This is a genomic window from Gordonia humi (genome assembly GCF_014197435.1).
GTDB lineage: Bacteria > Actinomycetota > Actinomycetes > Mycobacteriales > Mycobacteriaceae > Gordonia > Gordonia humi.
In genome coordinates, this window is record NZ_JACIFP010000001.1 from 1,036,689 (window position 1) to 1,058,524 (window position 21,836).

Here is a 21,836-nt window from a genome sequence, read left to right on the forward strand (position 1 = left end):
GTGGCGAAGGCCATCTGAAATGGTAATCGGAGGTGCTCGCTAGGAACTACCGTGCAATCCAGCGCACCGCCGGGGTGGTTCCCGAGCCGGTCGGATACGCGAGAGCGAGTGCATCGGCGAAGCGGCGGTTGCGTTCGGCGTACCCGGCGGCCGTGTAGTGGACGCCGTCGCCTGCGAACATCTCCGGTCGGGCCGCGGCGGCCCAGTCGTAGACGGCCAGGTTCGGGTAGCGGGTGGTGGCCCGGCGCAGGGCGTCGTTGAACGCCGTCGTCGACGTCTGACCGAAGGCGGCGTTGTCCGGGTTCGATGTGGCGATGGTGGGCCACAGGACTCGGCGACCGTTCAGCTGCCGCATGATCCGATCGATCCGCGCGTCGGCGTTCACCGAGTCGCCGTCGGCGACGGCTCCCGCGTCGTTCACCCCCATCGCGATGACCCAGCAGGCGTCGCCCGCGGCACCGAGACGCTGTGTGACCGCTTGTTCGGCATCGGTGCCGGGACCGCCCACGATCGCACGCCCGGACAGCGCGTCGACGGTCACCCGGGGCGCTCCGACCCGACCGTACTGTGCGGTCGCGGTGTTGTCGGCGCCGCCGAGGGCGGATGCCGAGTCGGCGGTGACCGAGGTGGAGTCGCCGATCTGCACCACCGAGCCGCAACTCGTCCGACCGTCCGCCTTCGGTGCGGGCGGAGTGCCGAGCAGGTCCGGAAGCTGCCGGACGATGTCGGGGAGCTGATCGAGGACGCTCAGATCGCTCGACGAGTTCGAGAACGACGACACGTCGGGCACGGTCGGTGCGGCGTCGGCCGTCGCGGGCATCGCGAGTGCGAGGGCGGCGCCGGCGCCGAGTGTGCTCAGCGTGATGGCTCGGGCGTGGGTGCGGAGAAAGTCAGTCACAATAATCCCACTGAACTACATCAATCACTCTGATAACAAGGTTGCGTTGGTCACGGGTTGGGAACGGTACCCGCCTTCACGAACTCCGTGTCCACTGTTCAGCCGACAGACATCTTCCGGTCGCGATGGCGAAACCCTTGCCGCCGAACGTAGCTCGAGTGACTTCTGCACGGATGAGAACTCTGATCGCTATCGTTGTGGCACTCGCCGGCCTCGTCGCCGGGGCCGTGGTCGGTGCGCCCCGGGCGACCGCTGCGGGCAATGCGGTGCCGAACTACGAGGTGAAACTCAACCTCACCTCCACGGCGCTCGACTCGTCCGGCGGACCCAGCTCGGCGGTCCGCTCGGCGCTCGGCCTCGGTTCGTCGAGTACCGGCTCCACCTACGAGTACTTCGACACCGATTCGCTCGCGCTCAATGGAGAGGGCTGGAGCGTTCGGCTCCGCCACGAGCAGGGCGAAGACCTCGACCTCAACTACAAGCGGCGCTTCGCGGTGACCGGCGGCGACATCGACGCCGCGCTGACCGCGGCCAACAAGGCCGGGTTCGACAAGTCCGACGACAACTACGACGCTCAGGTCGACTGGACCTACGACAAGCAGACCCTGAGCTTCGCCAACAAGAAGGACAGCTCGGCCAAGGGACTGTCGGGTACCTCGTTGCCGTCGGCGTCGGACGCCCTCGACCTCGTGGTCGACAAGATCCCCGGCAAACTCGAGGACACCCGAAGCAAGAACTGGGGCAAGGACACGCTGAAGGACGCGCGTGCGCACGGCCCGGTGACCAGTCGGAACTGGAAGGGGACCTGGCACGGCACGAAGGTCGACGTCGAGGTCCTCCCGGTCCGCGCCGCATCCGGCTCGGGTACCGAGACGATCGTCGAGTTCTCGTTCAAGGCCGACACACTCGCCGAGGCGACCACGCTGCGCACCGCAGCCATCGCCGAGCTCGGCGCCAAGGGCTGGCTGCTCAGTTCGGGTGTACTCAAGACCAGTCTGATCCTGGACCGGTACTGAACCGATGGAGAGCACGAGACGTTCCGGAACCGGAGTCGACGTCGCCGGGCTGACCCGCGTGTTCGGCGACGGAACCGGATTGAAGCCGGTCGACCTGACGCTGTCCCCGGGCGAGTTCGTGTCGGTACTCGGGCCGTCCGGCTGCGGTAAGTCGACCTTCCTGCGCTGCCTGGCCGGACTCGAACAGCCCGACGCCGGCCGTATCGCGTTCGGCGACCACGTCGTCTACGACGGTGCGCACAAGATCGACGTCGCCGTCCGCAAGCGCGGTCTCGGCATGGTGTTCCAGGACCTCGCGCTGTGGCCGCACCTGGACGTCGCGGGCAACGTCGCGTTCCCACTCAAGGTGGCGGGCGTCGGCAAGACGCAGATCCTGCAACGGGTCACCGCGATGCTCGACCGCGTCGACCTCGGCCTGTACTCCGACAAGGCGCCGCACCAACTGTCCGGCGGACAGCAGCAGCGCGTGGCGATCGCGCGGGCCCTCGTCGCCCACCCGGACCTGCTCCTGCTCGACGAGCCGTTCTCGGCGCTCGACGTCGCCCTGCGCGGCAGGCTCCGCGTGCAGTTGCGCGAGCTGACCACGCAGCTGCGGGTCACCTCGGTGTTCGTCACCCACGACCAGACCGAGGCCATGTCGATGTCCGACAGGGTGATCGTCATGAACGCCGGGCGCATCGCGCAGATCGACGCCCCCGAGGCCCTGTACCGCCGACCCGCCGATCGGTTCGTCGCCGAATTCCTCGGCGCCGTCAACGACCTGCCCGGCGGCGGAGCCGTCCGGCCGGAGGCAGTGCGCGTGGCCGAGTACGCGGTGGACGCCGACCTGACCGCCGTCGTCGACCACTCGATGTACGTCGGCGGCGTCTTCGAGACCACCTGCCGCGTGACCGGAGCCGTGCGGCCGTGGCTGGTCCGCACCCGCGACGGCTATGCGAACGGCGAGACGATTCCGCTGCACGTCGACGCCCGCGCCCGGATCCTCGACGACGCGGCTCCGGCCGACCTCGTCCCCCGCTGAGGCGAACCTCCCTCCGGCCCATCACCCGCAGCGCGATTCGCGCTGCTCTCGATAGAGAAGGACACCACTCATGAAACTCCGCTACGCGCTCGTCTCGGCGATCGGCGCCGCAGCCCTCGCGCTGTCGGCGTGCGGCAGTGCCGCCGACAGCGACACCGCGTCCGACGTCTCCGCCGATTGGACGGCCCCCGAAGGACTCTCCGGCGAGCTGACCATGTACTCGGCCAACCCGCAGAAGCTCAACGACGAGCTGACCTCGGCGTTCACCGAGGCCACCGGGGTCAAGGTGAACGTCTTCGGCGGCGAGACCGGCAAGCTGACCGCCAAACTCGATGCCGAGTGGGCCAACCCGCGTGCCGACGTCGTCTACCTCGCCTCGTACGCGCCGGCCGCCAAGTACGCCGCCGCGGGCCGCACGATGCCGCTGGAGCTGTCGGATCCGGGCACCCTCCGCGAGGGCTGGACCGGACCGGACGACCAGTTCGTCGGTCGTGACGGCTCGGCGCTGGCGCTGGTCGTGAACACGAAGGTCGCGCCGTCGACGCCGAAGGACTGGTCCGATCTGGCCGCGCCCGAGTTCAAGGGCAAGGTCCTCATGCCCGATCCGCGGGAGTCGGGCACGGCTCGCGATCTGATCGCGGCGATGGTCGCCGCGAACGGCAAGGACAAGACGTGGGAGCTGTTCGACAAGCTCTTCGCCAACGGGCTCGCCGTGCAGGGTGCCAACGGTCCCGCCCTCGATGATGTGACCGCGGGTTCGCACGCGGTGGTCCTCGGCGGTGTGGACTACTCCGCGTACACGGCGATCGACAAGGGCGAACCGCTCCAGGTGGTGCTGCCGTCATCGGGCACGACGATCACGCCCCGCCCGGTCATGATCCTCAAGTCGACGAAGAACTCGGAGGCGGCCAAGGCGCTCGTCGACTTCATGCTCTCCGAGAAGGGCCAGCAGATCTCGGCCGCGAACAAGATGATCCCGGCGCGCAGCACGGTGCCGGTCGCCAAGGGCGCCCAGCCGTTCGACGACATCAAGCAACTCGACTTCACCTGGGACGAAGTGCAGAAGACCGGTTCGGACATTCTTGACGAGTTCACCGCGCGGTACCTGAAGAAGTGACCACCCTCCAACGGCCCGCTCCGGCCCCGACACCGCAGCCTCGGCGCCGTCGTGTCGGCGGCCGGGGTGTGCTCGCTCTCGCGGTGATCCTCGTGATCGCCGTCGCGGCTCCGCTCGCGGCGGTGCTGGTTCGCGCGGTGATCGGCTATGACGGCAGCCCGTCGGCGCTCGGCGCCCTCGCCGACGCGGACAACCTCCGTGTCATCGGCAACACCGTCCTCCTGGGTGTGCTCGTGGTGGTGATCGCCACGGTCATGGCCGCGCCGCTGGCCTACCTCATGTCGTGGACGCCGATGCGTGATAAGCGGTGGGTCGATGTCGCGGTGATGGTGCCGTTCATGACTCCGCCGTATGTCGCGGCGTTGGCTTGGATGGACTTCACCCGGGTCGACGGTCTCGCCGATCGCTGGCTCGGGACGTGGGTCGGTGACGGGGTCCGTGCGGTCCTGAACACTCCGGTCGGGATGGCGGCGATCATGGCGTGTGAGTTGTTCACGTTCTTGTATCTGTTGTTGCGCAACCGGTTCGATGCGATGCCGGCGTCGAGTGACGAGGCCGCTGAGGTGTCGGGGGCGTCGTGGGGTCAGCGTCTGCGGTGGGTCACGTCGCCGTTGATGACGCCGACGTTCGCGTTGGGTGCGTTGGTGGTGTTTCTGCGGGCGTGTGCTGAGTTCGGTACACCGATCACGTTGGGTAATCGCATCGGTTTTCCGGTGCTGGTGTCGGAGATCTACCGCAACGTCACGATCGATCCGCTCGATTTCCCGCGCGCGTCGGCGTTCGCGTCGGTGTTGCTCGGTATGGGTGTCACGGTGTGGGGTCTGCAGCAGTGGGTCGCGCGCAGGGAGGTGCCGCTCGGTGCGCGGACCGGGCGTCGGGTGTTGGTTCGCGGCGGCCGTTGGCGGCTGGTCGGCTATCCGTGGATCAGCGCGGTGCTGGTGCTGTCGGTGCTCGTGCCGTTCACCTCGGTGGTGCTCGGAGCGATGACCGTTCTGCGATCGGGACCGCTGAGTCTGGACAACCTGACCTTCGACTACTTCGGTCGTGTCCTGCACACGGGACACGGTCTGGAAGCGTTGGAGAACAGCGCGGTCCTGTCCGCCGTCGCGGCGACTGTCGCGACGGTGTTCACATTGGTCTACGTCGCGGTGATGTCGACCGGCAGGCGTAGACCGGCGATGCCCGGGTTGCGTCGTGTCGTGGATCTGTTGGGTGTGGCGCCGGATACGGTGCCGACGATCGTGCTGGTCATCGGCTTCATCTTCCTGTGGAATGCGCCCTGGCTTCCGGTGACCCCGTACAACTCTGTGTGGATGATTGTTCTGGCCTACACGGTGATCATGCTGCCGTTGGTTCTGCAGTCGATCAAGTCGTCGCGTACGTCGTTCGGTGACGGTCTGGTGGAGGCGAGTGCCGCGGCCGGGGCGTCGTCGTGGCAGACGATGCGGCACATCGTGGTGCCTTTGATGGCGCCGGGGATCGTCGCCGGTTGGCTTCTCGGTTTCCTGTTCGGGTTGCGTGAGGTGGTGGCGTCGTCGTTGCTGCGTCCGGCGTCGCTGGAGCTGGTGTCGCCGTGGATTCTTTCTGAGTTCGATCAGGGGAACCGGCCGGAGGCGATGGCGATGACGGTGGTCGGTGTCCTCACCTCCACGGTGGTGCTCGTCGTCCTGGAGTGGTGGCGACGACGCATGCAAGCGGCGAGGAGCGCGTAGATGGTGGTCCTCGCGCATGTCGCCGACGTGCACATCGGCGCTCGCCTGCGCGGTATGCCCGACTATCCGGGATCCCCGGACATCGATCCCGTCGAACTCGCCTATGCGGCGTTCGACGCCCTGGTCGCGAGCGTGCTGCGCGGCGGTTACGACGGTGTGCTGGTGGCCGGCGACCTGTTCGACCGCGGCGTCCCCGACTCGCGTGCGCTCGACGCCGCGAACGCCGCCCTCGCCGCCTTCGACGATGCCGGTCTGCCGGTGGCGATGATTCTCGGCAACCACGACGTCGAGTCGGCGCTGACCCGGCACCTGCGACTGCCGCCCGGAACGTGGCTGGCGCCCGGCGACGGCGCGGGCACCGTGCGCTGGCCCGATGCCGGCGTCGCCGTGCACGGTCGGTCGATCGCCGATCCCGCCGAGCCACACGATCTGACCGAGACCTATCCCGCGCGGGAGACGGGGTTCTGGAACGTCGGACTGCTCCACACGAGTCTGACCGGCGGGTGGAGCAAGCGCGCGCTGGCCCCGACCACCGTCGAGAACCTTGAGCGGACCGGCTACGACTACTGGGCGCTGGGACACGTGCACCACCGGATCGCCGACTCGGCGCGCGTGGCCTATGCGGGCAGCGTGCATCCCTCCCGCCGCCCGGAACTCGGACCGCGCGGGCACCTGCGCGTCGAGTTGGGAGCGGATCGAACGCCGCGGCTCACCCCGGTCGACACGTCGCCGGTGGTCCGTGAACGACTGCTCGCTCAGACCGCCGACGATGCCGCGGCGGTCTTCGCGGAGTACCGGCGCCCCGCGCACGACCCGATCGTGGTCTGGACTCTCGACGGCCCGTCGTCGCTGGTCGAACCGGCCCGCGAACTCGCGGCGCAGTACGACGGCTTCGCCGTCGCCTCGGGGAGAACGGGGACGGAGGAGCCGTGACGGCCCCCGGCTAGGCGTCTACGTCTCGTCACGACTTCGAGCCGCCGCGTCGTATCCGTCGCGCGCCACCCGGGGGGCGACGTCAGTAGCCCTTGGCTCGCATCGGCGCCGGATTGTCCAGACCGCTCACCGTCTGGGAGCCCGTCTGGATCTCGGCGGGCTTCGCGTCGGGCACGATCGGGGCGAATCGTTCCAGTCCGCCCCAGTCTCGGCTCCAGTCGTTCCGGAGGTAGGTCGGGACCAGGGTGTACCGCAACAGCGCCTCGGTGATGCCGAGCGGGCCGCCGTTCACGCCGTCCTGCCAGGTCTGGGTGTTCTGGCGGGTAGCCTCGGCGTCGGGCATGATCCGCCACTGCGGCAGCTCCAACAGTCCGTAGCGCACGCCCATCGGCCGCTGGCACGGGAACACCAGGCCGGGCATCCAGTCGATGAACACCGGGTCCGTGCGGCCGACGACGTCGTTCAGGCTCGCGAGCTTCGGCAGTCTCGGCGGGGTGATCGCGACCCATTCCTGAATCGCCATCGCATCGTCGACGATGTGCAGGCGCACCACGGAGGCGCGCGGCGGAGCGTCGGCGAGCGGAAAGCGCAGCGTCCGCCAGTTCGCCGACGTGGAGAACGCGTCCTGCGGCACCTGCGGTGCGCCGACCGGGATCACGCGTCCGTCCGGTCCCATCCGCCCGTACTCGGCGACGACGCGGCGCCCCGAGGTCACCGCACCCAGGTCGTTCACCGCGGCGATCGACCCGGCGGCGGCCACGGACAGCAGCGGACGGTCGTCGCCCGCCTGCCCGGCGGCCACCCCCATGTCGTACCAGCCGGTGGTCAGTTCGGAGACCTGCTTCGATCCATACGATCCGAGCATCGGGACGGTAGCCGGATCGAGACCGTACGGGAGTTCGGCCTGTGCGGCCGTCGGCGCGGGCTCGCCGGCGTCGTCGATCTCGGTGATCTCGTCGGAGCCGGAATCGTCCTCGACGGTCTGTCCGCCCGCGGTGGGCGGTGTGGTGCCCTCGTCCTCGTCGGCGGCGCTGCGGCGTTGGTCGAGCGGATCGATCAGCACGGTGGACGGCACGCCGTCGGCGGTGAATCCGGTGTTCTGCGCGCCGAGAGCCGCGCGGGTCGACGGCGCCGGACGTCCGTCGACGGCGGCGGGTTTCAGGACTGCGGCGTTCGGGTCGGCCTCGACGAGCACGTCGTTGGCGAGTCCGCACTCGTCGCCCGTCAACGCTCGGGCGTTCGACGACGCCCACGACCAGCTGTCGCGCTGCACCCAGGCGGCCTTCACGAACGAGAACAGCATGAACACGACCACCACACCGGCGATCACCGGGATCGGCGAGAACGTGAACCGCAGCAGCCCGGTCCGCCGGTCGCCGGTGCGGACGTCGTCGTCGGTGAAGTCGTCGCGGAAGTGGAACCACAGGCCGACGGCGGCCACCACGAGAGTGGCGATCAGTGCCACCCAGCTGAGCTTGACGCCCGCGATCTCGATCGGACGGTCCCACCAGGGCACACCGTACGAGCCGACGTACCACCACATGTTGGTGCCCGCGGTCGCGACGGCGGTCACCAGCAGCACGGCCGCGGCGAAGAACGTGCGGTTGCGGCGGGAACGGAGGATCTTCGGCGCCATCATCGCCGCGGTGCCCGCGACCAGGACGGCGCCGATCGCGGCGTAGATGCCGAAGTGGTGCGTCCACTTGGTCGGGGTGAACGACGTGAAGAACATCGTGCCGATCATGACGCCGATCAGACGCCAGAAGGGGCCACGCGAGATCCCGGCCGGATGCCGCGACGACACGAGCCGGAAGATCGCGACCACCAGCGCCAGGATCATCATCAGGATGCCGAAGCGGCGGGGGAACGTGCCGTCACCGGTGTTCAACACCAGCCAGTAGTAGCGGGTCGGTTCGCGCCACCACTCCTCGGTCGGACCGACCTCGGTGGCGACCTTGTTGCCTTCGAGCAGCGGGCCGAGCGCCTGCGAGTAGAAGATCATGAACAGCACCGCGGTGCCCGCCGCCAGCAGCGGTGCGACGAGAGCCACCACACCGTCGCGCCGACGCCGCGACACGATGCCCTTCACCAGCGGTCGCAGACCGGCGATGAGGGCGGCCGCGGCCATCAGACCGCCGGGTGCCAGTGCGAGGGTGAACGCCGCGGCGACGGCGGCCACCGCGTAGGGCAGCAGCCGTCTCGTCGCGATGGCGCGTTCGACGCACACCCAGGTCAGCAGGGCGCCGACGGCCTCGGCGGGCTCGGGACGGATGCCGTTGTTGTACGGCATCCAGATCGCCAGGAACACCGTCGCGCCGGCCCAGACGGCGGCCGTCGAGTTCCGCACGGCGCGTCCCAGGCGAGGGATCGCCTCGCGGCTGATCAGCCACCAGCCGAGCAGTCCGAGCAGCAGCGCGGGCAGGCGCAGCCACGGGGTGGCGACGGAGACGTGCGTCATCCACGCCAGCACCTGGAAGTGCCAGCCGAACGGATCCTGCGGCACACCGAAGTAGCGGAAGTAGTTGTCGGCGTATCCGGCGTCACCGGTGATCCGGGCGACGGTGATGTTGTACCCGTCGTCGGAGGTGTTGCCGCCGATCAGCCACCAGGCGGCGAGCGCGATGAACACGAATACGTCGGGACCGCGGACGGTGAACCAGCCCGCGGGCAGGAATCGGCGATGGCCTCGACCGTCACGCGCATCGAGGACGCCGAGGGCGATCAGCGACGCCAGCGTCATCAGGATGCCGACGACGATCACCGTCAGCTTCACCGGCGTCGGCGAGTTGATGAATCGGGTGTCGATCTTGGCGTCCAGCGCCAGACCGTCGCGCGGAGCATCCGCCGGCAGGTCGGAGAACACGCCGACGATCTGCGGGCGCATGTCCGGGTTGGGGGTCCGGTACGACGTGGTGTCGCTCGCCGGGACACCGGTGATCTGCGCTCGCACGCCGTCGCCGTCGCCGGAGAAGGTGAACGCGCAGCCGGGTGTTCGCTCGGCGGTGGCGCGGTCGACCGAGGTCAGCACGACGTCACGGACCACCAGTGAGATGTCCTGGTCGCTCGCGCGGACGAACAACCCGCGTGCGGTGGCCTGACTGCCGTCGGCCGGAATGGTCGACATGAGGTCGCCGCCCGCGGCGGGCAGCCGCTCGGCCAGCGAGCACGGCACCGATGCGGACATGTGGATCGGCACGAACGACACCATCGGCGCCGTCACATTCGTGATCGCGTCGTTCTGCGGCCACGACAGATCGGCCGTCTTCTGGTCGACGGGAAGGATCGGAGTCACGACCGCCATGAGGAAGCCGAGCAGACCGGCGACGGCGGCGACGATCTTCGCCACGCGGTAGTCGCCGCCGCGCACGTCCGTTGCGGGAGCGTCGTTGAGGTCAGTCATTGTTCGGCTCCAGGCGGATCGATCCGGTTCGGCTCCAGCCCCAGCGGGTCACGGGAGCGGTGTCGACGTGGGCGACGGCGGCGTTCGGCGTCAGCGGGCTCAGCCTCTCGAGTGATCCCCAGTCCTCGAACCAGTCGTCACGGAGATAGGTCGGGACGGTGACCTGCGACGTCGTCGACTCGACGATCGACAACGGACCGCCGCCGTCGGCCGCCATCCACGTGCGCGACTGCGAGTTGGCGGTCACGAAATCGGGAAGGATCCGCCACTGCGGGACCTGCGCGACCCCGTGGACATAGGCCATCGGCCGCTGGCAGGGGAACTGCGCGGCCGCCATGAAGTCGACGAGCGTCGGGTCGGTGGAGCCGACGAGGTCCTGCAGGGTGGTCAGCTGCGGTGCTCGTGGCGGGGTGATCGCCATGAACTGCGCGGGCCCGAGGTTGGTGTCGGCCAGTTCCAGGCGCATCACCGTCGCGCGGGCGGGTGCGGTGTCCATCGGAATGCGCAGGTTGCGCCACGGCAGGTTCGGGGTGATCGGTCCCGGATCGATCGGAACGATCTTGGGGCCGACCGGCTCGAACCGACCGTCGGGTCCGGCGGTGCCGAACTGGGCGACGAGGCGCTGACCGAAGTTCGGATGGCCGTCGCGGTCGAGGGTCGACACGGCGCCAGCCGTCGACACCACGATGATCGGCGACGCGTCGCGTGCGGGCAGCGTGTACCAGTCGGTGGTGAGGAACGCGTTGGCCTGGTAGCCGTAGCTGCCCAGGACCGGGGTGGTCGCCGGATCCAGGCCGAACGGCAGCGCGTGCCGCGAGCCGTTGACCGTCGTCGGACCGCGGCCGCCGGTGGTTCCGGCGCCGAGCCCGCCGAGGATGGTGAACGGTTTGGAGACCGAACCGGCGACGTGCATCTGGCCCGCCCGCGCGCTGGACGGCTTGGGCGTCAGATCGTCGGGCAGTCCGTTCGGGGTGAAGCCGACCGGCGTGTCGCCGGTCAGGGCGGCCGTCGCCGACTGTCCGTTCGCGGGTGCCAGCATCCCCTTGTTCGGATCGGGTTCGGCCAGGACCTGATCGGCCATGCCGCAGGTGTGCCCGCCCAGCGAGTCGATGTTGTTGGAGAACACCGTCATCGCCGGACTGCGCTGCACGACGGCCTTGCCGAACACCCCGAGGATCGCGACCACCATCAGACCGGCGATCAGGGCGAGCGGGGTGTGCGCGAGCATGAGGCGACGGCGGTCGGCCGGGCTGTCCGGTGCGCCGGCGTCGTGGTGGGCCAGACCGCGGTTGCGGACGTAGTCGCTGCGCAGGTGCAGCCACAGGGCCGCGGCGACGGCGACCACCGCGAGGGCGAGCAGCACCGTGGAGACCTGGACGCCGCGGACGGCGGGCGCCATGTCGAACCAGGTGACGCCGTACCGGTACGCGTACGGCCAGGCGTTCTTACCGGCGGAGGCCGCCGCGAGCGCGAACAGCAGTCCGACGGTGAGCACCGCGAGATTCCGTGATGATCGAGCACCGGCCTGGGCGATGGCGAGGCAGGCGATCGCGGCCAGCGCCGCGGCGAACCCTGCGAACACACCGAAGTGGATCGTCCACTTGACGGGGGAGAGGAAGAAGAGGAGCAGCGTGACGCCGAAGGCCCCGATCAGACGCCACGTGGGACTCGACGCCACCCCCGACACACTGCGACGACGCAGCAGGACGGCGGCGGTCACGATGGCGGCGACGAACAGGAGCAGCACCGGGATGCGGCGGGCCAGGGAGCCGTCCGCCGTGGTGACGGTGAGGAAGAAGTAGCGCAGGAACTCCTGGTGCCACGGAATGATCGGACCGGTCTGGTACCGGATCTTGACCGCTTCGAACACCGTCGCGAGGGTCTGGTCGCGGAACACGATCACCGAGACGACCGTCCCCGCGGCGACGATCGGCGCGATGAGTGCGACCAGTCCCTCGCGGCGTCGCGCCAGCAGCACGTGCAGCAGCGGGCGAGCGGCGATCAGCAGGATCGCGACGCCGATCACTCCCTGCGGAGCCGAGGCGAGCATCCCGGCGGCCAGAGTCGCGGCGAAGGCGGCGGGCAGAAGCCGACCGCGGGTTATCGCCGACTCCGTCGCCCACCAGGCGAGCAGCGAGCCGAGAACGATGATCCCCTCGGTGCGCAGCCCAGAGCAGTAGGGGAGCCAGAACGCCAGGAACACCGCGGCCGCGGTGCCCACGGCCCAGGTCGTCGAACCGAGCCGGCCGGTCGGGCCGGCGACGGCCGTGCCGGACAGGAGATGGGGGAGCACCACGCGCGAGAGGACGAACCACGAAGCGAGGCCGGCCACCAGGATCGGCAGGTGCATCCACACGATGGACGTCGACACATGCGACCAGAGGCCCAGGAAGCTGTAGTACCAGTCGAACGGAGCCTCGGCGATGCCGTAGAAGCGGTAGTAGTTCGACATGTAGCCGGAGGCGTCGGCCGCGCGGCCCATGGTGAGTATGTAGCCGTCGTCGGGTGCCGCCGCGCCCAGGAACGTCCAGAGGATCAGCACCACGGTGACCACCGCGTCGGACACTTTCGGTCGAAGGTGCGCGAGGACCGACCGCGAGCGGTCGAGCAGGCGACCGGTTCGCCCGGCGAGCCGGTCGAGGCACCACAGCGCGAAGAGGGCCGCGACGGTCGCGAGCACCGCGATCACCATCACGATGATCTTGACGATCGACGGCGCACTCTCGTACCGGTTGTCGACGTCGATCCGCGCGTGCATGCCCGCATCGGCCATGGCGGCGATCTGATCAGTGGTCAGCGACGAGTAGAAGCCGTCGATCTGCGGACGCTTGCTCGGCTCCAGCGCGGTCGCCGGGCCGAGCCCGACGAACTGCGCGCCGGTCGCCGTCGCGGACGAGAACACGTGCAGCTCACGGCACTTCCCCGACCCGATGTCGCCGCGCCCGGCCGTGGCCGCGACGTTCGCGCGCATCGAGACCGTCACCGCGGTACGCGACGCGGTGATCGTGAGTGCGCGCTGCGAGGCGCCCTTGGCCTTGGTCGACATCGTCGTCAGGACGGTTCCGCCTTCGGGCGGCAGCGCGGCCAACGCGGTGCACGGGATCGTCACGTCGACCGACTGCGCGGTCTGCGCGACGAGCGGTGCGACGACGGATGGATCGTCGGCGCCGAGACGCTGTCCCTGCGGCCAGGTGATCGACGCGGACGTCTGCGATACGGGGAGCAGCGGTACGAGCACCGCCGCGATCACCGCGACCAGTCCGGCGACGACGGCGAGCAGCCGGGCGGTCCTCGCCGTGAGCGGGCTCGATGCGGGCTGCGCCTGCGGGTCGGCGATCTGAGATGTCGGCTCTGGCACGACACCTGACGTTAGCGGACCCGGGCCCGAACTGCCGAAACCGCGGGTACCGGGTACGCGGCGGCAGTCCGCGGTGGACGACGTCGCCGATCCCGACCCCTTACCTTCCGATCGGCGCCGGACTCCACAGACCGCTGCGAGTCACCGTCGAATAGTCGATCTGCGCGGGCTGCGCCGGGTCGTACGGGGTGTAGCGCTCGAGGGCTCCCCAGTCACGGCCGATGTCGCCCTTCAGATAGGTGGCGACGGTGTCGGCGCGCTGGGACACCTGCAGCCAGCCGAGCGGGCCGCCGCCGAGTGCGCCCTGCCACGCGCTGACCGCGGCCGACAGGTCGGCGCCCGGCTTGACCCGCCACTTCGGCGTCTCGACCACACCGGCGTGGAAGTTGTACGGCCGCTGACAGGGGAACGCCAGCCCGGACGTCCAGTCGACGTGCACGGGATCGGTGTCGCCGACGGTCTCCTCCAGGGTCGTCAGCTCCGGCAGGCGCGGCGGAGTCACCACGATGAAGTGGTCCTCCGACAGGTTGTCGTCGTCGGCGACGATCCGCACCGCGGTGGCCTCGGCGGGCAGGGACTTCGTGTCCAGGCGGACGTTGCGCCAACTCGGGCGCGGTCCCGGATCGATCATCTGGCGGCTGCCGTCGGCGGTCAACGCACCGTCGCGCGTGGTATCGGCCACCGGATCGGTCGTGTACTCCAGGCGCAGCTCGGACATGCCGAACATGCCCGCGGCCGAGAACGTGATCAGCTCGCGATCCTGGAAGTCGGTGGGCAGCCGGTACCAGCCGGAGGTCAGGTCGGCCGGGCTCTGATCGGTCTCGGAATAGCTGCCCATCACCGGGGTGCGTGCGGGGTCGAGGCCGAACGGCAGGACGACGTGCGAACCGTTGACACCGACCGTCGACGACACGCCCCCGCCGGTGCCGCCGCTGTTGGCGATCAGCAGGTCGGGGTCGACGCCCGCCCCCCACGCGAGGACGCCGAGCGACCCGGCGGGAGCCAGAGTGTCGAGATCGAGGGACACTCCGTTCGCGGAGAAACCGTGGGTCGCCGTGCGTTCGGCGTCCGCCGGGGCCGTCGTCGGACCGGAGAGGGGATCGGTGAGCGACGAGTCGACGGGGCGGAGCATGAACTCGTTCGGGTCCTCTTCGACCCACACCTTGTCGGCCATCCCGCACTGCTTACCCGCGAACGCCTCGAGGTTCGAGCGGGGCACCGAGAACGAGCCGCTCTGGTGGACGCCGGTCACCGCGGCGGTCACCACGAGGAAGGCCGCGACGATCGAGGCCGCCAGCGCCAACGGCGACGCGGTGAGCGCGCGCATCACGCGACGACGCGGCACGGACCGTTCCTCGTGCGACGGATCGACGCCGGTGAACGGTTCCCGGAAGTGGAACCACAGGGCCAGCAGAAGCAGCAGGAGCGAGGCGTACAACAGGATCTGGCCGAGCTCGACACCGCCGATCGTGACCTGCGAGGTGCCCCACGGCATCCCCCAGGCCGAGTAGTAGTAGAACGAGTTCGGCGCGGTGAACGCCAGACCGGTCGCGAACACGACGAGCGCGGCGAAGATCGTGCGGTTGCGGCGCGAATGCGTCGAACCGGAACTCGCCGCGATCGCGGCCAGCGCGGCCAGCGCCGCGGCGAGTCCGGCGAACACGCCGAAATGGTGGGTCCATTTGGTGGGCGTGAACATCAGGAACAGCAGTGAGCCGAAGGTGATGCCGACGATGCGGCGCGACGGCCCGATCGCCGTCCCGGGGATGCGCGATTTACGGATCAGCATGGCGCCGGCCACCGCCAGCGACAGGAACATGATCACCACGGCGAAGCGTCGCGCGATGGAGCCGTCGGCCGAGAACGCGAACAGCGACGAGTAGCGGTCGATCTCGTTGTACCAGCTCAACGACGGACCGAGCGCGGTCTTCATGGCCGACCCCTCGGTGAACGCGCGCAGCGTCAGCCCGGAGAACACGGCGAACACCACCAGCACCCCGGCCGAACCGATCGGGGCCAGGAGACTCAGATAGGCGCCGAGCGCACCGGATCCGGTCTGCTTGCGGATCTCGCGAGCACGACGCACCATCGCCAGGAACATCGGGCGGGCGCCGGCGACGAGAGCGGCGATCGCGAGCACGCCGGTCGGGCCCGCGGCGATGCTGAACGCACCGGCGGTACAGGCGACGGCGGCCGGCAGCAGTCGCCCGGTCGCGATGGCGCGCTCCACCGAACACCATGTGATCAGGGCGCCGAGCGCGATGATCGGTTCCGGGCGGAGACCGTTGTTGAACGGGAACCAGGCGACGAGGAACACCGCCGCAGCCGTCCATCCGACGGCGGGGCGGGCCAGCGCGGCGCGGCCGATGCGCGGCAGGATCTCGTGGCTGACGATCAGCCAGACGATGATTCCGCACACCAGCGCGGGCAGACGCATCCACGCGCTGGCCACCGACACGTGGCTGAGCCAGCCGAACACCTGGTAGTACCAGCCGAACGGCGCCTCCGGGGCGCCGAACCAGCGGAAGTAGTTCGCGGTGTAGTCACTGTCGGACGCCACTCGCGACATGGTGAGAAGATATCCGTCGTCGGAGGTGTTGGGTCCGATGAAGTGCCACACCAGAAGCAGTCCGACCACGACGTAGTCGCGCGGCGTCAAGCGCCACCAGCGGGCCGGGAAGAAGCGGCGGTGGCGTCGCCCGTCCGTCGCGTCCAGGCGCGCGAGCGCGATCAGCGAGATCAGCGCGGCGACGACGCCCACGATGATCGCCGCCCATTTCAGAAGCGTCGGCGCGGTGCTGTACCGGGAGTCGACGACGACGTGCGCGCTCAGCCCGGGGAAGGCGGCGGCGTCGCCGTCGAGCTGGGTGAACAGGCCGGTCATCTGCGGTCGCTGGTCGCCGGTGGCGGTGCCCTTCCGCGGCTTCCCGTCGTCGCCGGTCAGACCGGTGAACTCGGCGGTCACCGAGTCGGCGGTGGCGTGGACGGTGATCTCGGAGCATTCGCCGGAGCGGACGTCGGTCAACGGCGCCGACACCAACGGCATGTTGCGGTTGACGACTTCGACGCTGCGCGCGGAGTCGGGTCCGGTCGACTCACCGGTGACGCGGATGAACAGACCGCGCTGCTGTGCCTTCTCGGCGGACGGCGACGTCGTCGCCAACAGCACGGACTCGCCTGCCGGGAGCCTGTCGACGGCGGTGCACGGGACGTCGGCGGTCAGATCGATCGGCGCGTACGACATGAGCGGCGCGGCGACCGAGTTCACGGTGCCGTCTTGCGGCCAACTGATCTGCGCGACCGTCTGGTTCACCGGAAGGAGGGGGGTGACCAGAGCCAGAACGATGCCGAGCAGACCGGTGACGATCGCAGTTAGCTGGGCCCGGCGGGTCGTTATGGCTGGCACAGAGGGTCATCCTATCCCCCGCCGCGTGCGGGCCCGGACCGCATGGGTCGGGCCCGCGCACGAATCAGGCGAACACGTCTACGCGAACTCTGTGCTGCGCAACGGGGTCAACGGCGTGGTGTCGCGGTCGGCGATATGCGACGGTCGCGGGGTTCGTCCGCCGAACGGTGCGGCCGGGGCGTTCTCCACGCTGTTGAACACGAGGAACACGTTCGCCCGGGAGAACGGCGTGATGTTGTTGCTCGACGCGTGCATGGAGTTCGCGTCGAAGAACAGCGCGTCGCCGGCCGGACCGGTGAACTGTTCGATGCCGAACTCGAGTCCGAGCTCGGTCACGGCTTCATCGGACGGCACACCGATCGTCTGCTCCTGCAGCGACTCCCGGAAGTTGGCGTCCGGTGTCTCGCCGATGCACGGCACGAACACGCGGTGTGCGCCGGGCATCAACATCAGTCCGCCGTTGAACGGGAAGTTGTCGGTCAGCGCGATCGACAGACTCACCGTGCGCGGCGCGGGCAGGCCGTCCTCCGCGTGCCAGGTCTCGAAATCGGAGTGCCAGCCGAAGCCGGTGCCGACCATGCCGGGCATCGCGTTGATCCGGGACTGATGGATGTACACCTCCGATCCCAGGATCTGCCGGGCGCGATCGAGGATGCGCGGTGTCCGCGCGAGGGCGTCGATCACCGGGCTGTGCCGATGGACGGCGAAGATCGATCGGACGGCGTCGCTGTCGCGCTCGCGGACGACGGCGCCGGACGCGGCGACCTCGCGGTCGGCCGCGAGCCGGGTGAACTCGGTCCAGCACGACTGGACCTGGGCGGGCGTGAGGAGCCCGTCCTGGATGTGGAATCCCTTCGCGTCGTACGCGGCGACCTGTTCGGGCGTGAACGGGCCGTCGGCCTCGCCCCACACCGTCGGATCGGGTCTGCGCATCATCGGGGCGGCTTCGGTCAGTCGCGTCGGATAGCGGTCGTGGACAGTCGTCGTCGCAGTGGTCAAGGAATCCTCCCTTCATGACAGGTGAATGGACCGACGGGCGCCAGTCCACCCTCCACCGCTACCAGACCTGCGTCACAATTGCCGGTATGCACGTACATCGCCACCGCGTCAGATACCACGAAACGGACGCTCAGGGCTTCCTGTTCAATGCGCGCTACCTGGAGATCGCCGACGTCGCGATGACGGAGTTCCTCCGTGCCCTCGGGCACCCGTACCAGGACCTCGCCGCCAAGGGGTTCGACCCGTCGCTGGTCAAGGCCGAACTCGGGTTCACCAGGCCCACTCGCTTCGACGACGTGATCGAGATCGACGTGGCCTGCACGCACGTCGGGAACTCCAGTTTCACCCTCGTGTTCACCATGGCGCGCGACGGCGAGACGGTCTGCACGGTGAACGTGGTCTACGTGAACGTCGACGCGGCCGCCGAGACGTCGACGCCGCTCCCCGACGAGATCGCGACCGTGCTCCGCGCACAGAGCGACTAGGATCCCCTCATGTCCTCCTCACTGCCGATCCTGCTGCTCAACGGCCCCAACCTGAACATGCTCGGCACCCGGCAGCCGGAGGTGTACGGGGCCGACACCCTCGACGACGTCGTGCGACTCGTAGAGCGGACGGCCGCAGAGGTCGGTCTCGGCGTCCGGGCCCTCCAGACCAATCACGAGGGCGAGATGATCGACGCGATCCACTCGGCGCGCGGCGAGATCAGCGGCATCGTCATCAACCCGGGCGGCTGGACGCACACCTCGGTCGCCCTCGCCGACGCCCTGGTGATCCCCGAGGTGCCGATCATCGAGGTCCACATCAGCAATGTGCATGCCCGCGAGGAGTTTCGGCACCACTCGTACATCTCCCCGCTGGCCGCGGGCGTCATCGCAGGCTGCGGGATCGCGGGCTACGACTTCGCGGTGCGACGACTCGCGACCCTGGTGTAGTCCAGACTGTGTCCCGCGTCCCACTCTGGCTCACGATGAGTACTGCAGGGCGTCGCTCGCGTACACTTGAGTCATTCGGCGCCCGGCGCCGTGCGTCGTAGAACGCCCCACGCAGACCCCGACCCGATCGCGGGTGCGTGACATTCATACGGCGAACCGACACGCGGACCCACGCGTGTTCGCCACCCGATTGATTGCATCGGCGCTCTTGTGCTGTGCGAAAGATCCTTGCCAGTAAGGCTTTTCATGACTTCCTTCGCCGATCTCGGCGTGCCCGCACCCATCGTCGACGCGCTTGCGGCCGACGGTAAGGCGTCGGCGTTCCCCATCCAGGAGAAGACTCTCCCCGACACGCTCGCCGGTCGCGACGTCCTCGGCCGCGGCAAGACGGGCTCGGGTAAGACCGTCGCCTTCTCCGTGCCGCTCGTCGTCCGTCTGGCCGAAGCAGGCGTCAAACGGCGTCCCGGACGCCCCACCGGTCTGGTGCTCGCGCCGACCCGCGAGCTCGCCACGCAGATCGCGACCCAGATCGAGCCGCTCGCCGCTGCCGTCGGCCTGCGTGTCACCACCGTCTTCGGTGGTGTGAAGCAGGCTCGCCAAGAGCGTGCGCTCGGCGCGGGCGCCGACATCGTCGTCGCCTGCCCGGGACGTCTCGAGGACCTGATGAAGCAGCGGATCGTGTCGCTCGACGACGTGCAGATCACGGTGCTCGACGAGGCCGACCACATGGCCGACCTGGGATTCCTTCCCGTCGTGACCCGCATCCTCTCGGCCACCCCGGCCGGCGGCATGCGCATGCTGTTCTCGGCGACGCTCGACAACGGTGTGGACCGGCTCGTCAAGCGGTTCCTGAACAAGCCGGTCACCCACGCTCTCGAGGACGCGACGTCGCCGGTCACCCAGATGACCCACCACGTGTTCCGTGTCGGCGGCACCGCGGAGAAGACCGAGCTGGTCCGTGAGCTCGCGTCCGGCACCGGTCGCCGCATCCTGTTCATGCGCACCAAGCATCAGGCGAAGAAGCTCGCCAAGAAGCTGACCGCCGAGGGCATCCCGGCCGTCGACCTGCACGGGAACCTCTCGCAGAACCAGCGCGACCGGAACCTGGCGTCGTTCGCCGACCCGGACGGCGCGAAGGTCCTCGTCGCCACCGACGTGGCCGCCCGCGGTGTGCACGTCGACGGCGTCGAACTGGTCGTCCACGTCGATCCGCCGGCCGAGCACAAGGCCTACCTGCATCGTTCGGGGCGTACGGCGCGCGCCGGCTCGTCGGGCGACGTCGTCACCATCTGCCTTCCCGAGCAGTGGGGCGACCTCCGCAAGATGCTGCAGAAGGCGAACATCAAGGTGCCGGGTCAGCAGGTCACCGCGTCCTCGCCCGAGGTGCGCGACCTCGTCGGCGAGCACGCGCCGCTGCGTCAGGCCCCCGCCGCTCCGGCTCCGGCCCAGCAACGGTCGGGTCAGGGTCGCGGCGGTCAGGGACGTGGTGGCCAAAGCCGCTCCGGCCAGGCCCGCGGCTCGCGCGGCACCGGTCGCGGTCGCGGAGGCGCTCGCCAGGAGAACGCTCGCACCGGCGGATCGCAGGGCACCCGTTCCACGCAGCGCACCGAGCGCTCGACCGGCGGCTCCACCCAGCGCGAGCACGCGCCGAACGCGGGGCAGCGTCGTCGTCGCAGCGCCCGCCGTCCCGCCGGAGCGCCCAGCGCCCGCTGATCCGCACCGTCTGTCCCCGAGGTTCCGCGCGGACCTCGGGGACAGACGTGTCGGGGCGGCCGAGTGAGCGACGCGGTATGCGCGGCAGTCGCCCGCATCGATCCCGGCCCTCTAACCGAGCAACTCCACCGCGGCCCGCACGTAGCTCTGCGCGGCGAACACGAGTTCCGACAGCCTCACCGACTCGTCGGGCTGGTGCGCCTGCGTGTTGATGTCGCCGGGGCCCATCACGACGGTCGGAATGTGCAGGGCGGTGCTGACGAAGCCGCCGTCGCACGCCGCCGTCCAGCCGCCGACCGCTGCGCCGTTCGCGGCGGCGGACGCCGCCTCGACCAGCCGGTGGTCGGCGGACGTCGCGAACCCGGGCAGGAACATGGTGGGCGTCACGGTCACGGATATCCCGTCGACGACGATGCCCGCGGCGTGGATGTCGGCCAGGAGTCGCTCGCCGATCTCGGTGACGTCCTCGCCCGGCATCAACCGACGATCCACGCCGAGCGAACACGACGGCGCGACCACCGAGATGCCCTGTCCGCCCTCGATGGTTCCGACGTTCCAGGTGCCGAATCCGAGCAGCGGATCGGGGTCGGCGGCCAGCCGGTCCTGATCGGCGCGGATCACGTCGATGATCCGTGCGGCGGCGTCGATCGCGCTCACCCCGTCGCTGGGACGGCCCGAGTGCGCGGCGCGGCCGGTCACCTCGATGTCGAAGTACGACGCGCCCCGGCACCCGCGCACCACCTCCATGCGGGTCGGTTCGGCGACGATGCAGCCGACGAGGCCCGCGTCCGGACGGGGATAGCGATCGGGGTTCGCGACCAGGTGTCGCACACCGGTCCCGTGCTCCTCCTCGTCGACGGTCACCACGAGTTGGACCGGTCCGGACAGTTCGATCCCGGAGTCGGCGGCGCGCGCCAGGACCGACATGGCGGCGACCGCCGCGGCGATGCCGCCCTTCATGTCCGACGCTCCGCGACCGATGATCTCGTCGCCGTCGCGGCGGGGCACGAACGGGTCGGCCGTCCACCCCGGCCCGGCGGGCACCACATCCGAGTGCCCGAGGAACATCAGACCGGGACCGTCGCCGCCGGTGGAGGCCGTGGCCACCAGGTTCGGGCGGCCGTCGGCGGCCTCGATCACCTCGACGTCGAATTCCGCGGTTCGGCACGCATCGGCGAGAACAGCCACCGCGGACGCCTCCGCACCTCCCGGATTGACGCTCGGCTCGGCGATCAACGCGCAGGTCAGGGCGTCGATTGCGGCGGCGTCGACCTGGTCGACGAGTCGGCCTGCGCGCTCGTCTCCTGGTGCAGTCATTCGGCGTTCCC

At 69.5% G+C, this 21,836-nt stretch carries 14 protein-coding genes; 8 read left to right on the top strand and 6 right to left on the bottom strand.

Annotation, left to right across the window (positions count from 1 at the left end; translation table 11 throughout):
• Positions 1-46 precede the first annotated feature (46 nt).
• Positions 47-898, bottom strand: coding sequence for a GDSL-type esterase/lipase family protein (locus BKA16_RS04680; protein WP_343067281.1), 852 nt, complete (start codon positions 896-898; stop codon positions 47-49).
• Between the two features lie 197 nt (positions 899-1,095).
• Here BKA16_RS04680 and BKA16_RS04685 point away from each other — a divergent pair, with 197 nt between their 5' ends.
• From BKA16_RS04685 to BKA16_RS04705, 5 genes are all read left to right on the top strand, one after another.
• Positions 1,096-1,914, top strand: coding sequence for a hypothetical protein (locus BKA16_RS04685; RefSeq protein WP_183369577.1), 819 nt, complete (start codon positions 1,096-1,098; stop codon positions 1,912-1,914).
• A gap of 4 nt (positions 1,915-1,918) precedes the next feature.
• Entirely contained in the window at positions 1,919-2,935 is a 1,017-nt protein-coding gene (locus tag BKA16_RS04690) for an ABC transporter ATP-binding protein (RefSeq protein ID WP_183369578.1), read from the top strand.
• A 70-nt stretch (positions 2,936-3,005) separates the two neighbouring features.
• Positions 3,006-4,052, top strand: coding sequence for an extracellular solute-binding protein (locus BKA16_RS04695; RefSeq protein ID WP_183369579.1), 1,047 nt, complete (start codon positions 3,006-3,008; stop codon positions 4,050-4,052).
• Positions 4,049-5,764, top strand: coding sequence for an ABC transporter permease subunit (locus tag BKA16_RS04700; protein ID WP_183369580.1), 1,716 nt, complete (start codon positions 4,049-4,051; stop codon positions 5,762-5,764). The genes BKA16_RS04695 and BKA16_RS04700 overlap by 4 nt, the downstream gene beginning before the upstream one ends.
• Complete coding sequence (locus BKA16_RS04705) at positions 5,765-6,697, top strand: metallophosphoesterase family protein (protein ID WP_183369581.1); 933 nt, start codon at positions 5,765-5,767, stop codon at positions 6,695-6,697.
• Positions 6,698-6,779: 82 nt separating this feature from the next.
• Here BKA16_RS04705 and BKA16_RS04710 read toward each other — a convergent pair whose 3' ends face one another.
• From BKA16_RS04710 to thpD, 4 genes are all read right to left on the bottom strand, one after another.
• Positions 6,780-10,097, bottom strand: coding sequence for an arabinosyltransferase domain-containing protein (locus tag BKA16_RS04710; RefSeq protein ID WP_183369582.1), 3,318 nt, complete (start codon positions 10,095-10,097; stop codon positions 6,780-6,782).
• A complete protein-coding gene (locus tag BKA16_RS04715; RefSeq protein ID WP_183369583.1) occupies positions 10,090-13,455 on the bottom strand; it encodes an arabinosyltransferase domain-containing protein in 3,366 nt (1,121 codons plus the stop codon). Before BKA16_RS04715 ends, BKA16_RS04710 begins: the two co-directional genes overlap by 8 nt.
• A gap of 100 nt (positions 13,456-13,555) precedes the next feature.
• Complete coding sequence (locus BKA16_RS04720) at positions 13,556-16,861, bottom strand: arabinosyltransferase domain-containing protein (RefSeq protein ID WP_183369584.1); 3,306 nt, start codon at positions 16,859-16,861, stop codon at positions 13,556-13,558.
• A gap of 78 nt (positions 16,862-16,939) precedes the next feature.
• Positions 16,940-17,860 carry an ectoine hydroxylase gene (gene thpD, locus BKA16_RS04725; RefSeq protein WP_246371651.1) on the bottom strand — a complete coding sequence of 307 codons (921 nt, stop codon included), beginning with the start codon at positions 17,858-17,860 and terminating at the stop codon, positions 16,940-16,942.
• Between the two features lie 86 nt (positions 17,861-17,946).
• Here thpD and BKA16_RS04730 point away from each other — a divergent pair, with 86 nt between their 5' ends.
• The 3 genes from BKA16_RS04730 (at position 17,947) to BKA16_RS04740 (ending at position 20,508) form a co-directional block, all read left to right on the top strand.
• On the top strand, positions 17,947-18,345 hold the full coding sequence (locus tag BKA16_RS04730) for an acyl-CoA thioesterase (protein WP_183372898.1): 399 nt from the start codon (positions 17,947-17,949) through the stop codon (positions 18,343-18,345).
• A 9-nt stretch (positions 18,346-18,354) separates the two neighbouring features.
• Positions 18,355-18,795, top strand: a complete 441-nt coding sequence (aroQ, locus tag BKA16_RS04735) for a type II 3-dehydroquinate dehydratase (protein ID WP_183369585.1) — start codon at positions 18,355-18,357, stop codon at positions 18,793-18,795.
• A 246-nt stretch (positions 18,796-19,041) separates the two neighbouring features.
• On the top strand, positions 19,042-20,508 hold the full coding sequence (locus BKA16_RS04740; protein WP_183369586.1) for a DEAD/DEAH box helicase: 1,467 nt from the start codon (positions 19,042-19,044) through the stop codon (positions 20,506-20,508).
• Between the two features lie 111 nt (positions 20,509-20,619).
• Here the strand turns inward: BKA16_RS04740 and BKA16_RS04745 are convergent, their stop codons facing one another.
• Positions 20,620-21,825, bottom strand: a complete 1,206-nt coding sequence (locus BKA16_RS04745; RefSeq protein ID WP_183369587.1) for a M20 family metallopeptidase — start codon at positions 21,823-21,825, stop codon at positions 20,620-20,622.
• Positions 21,826-21,836 lie beyond the last annotated feature (11 nt).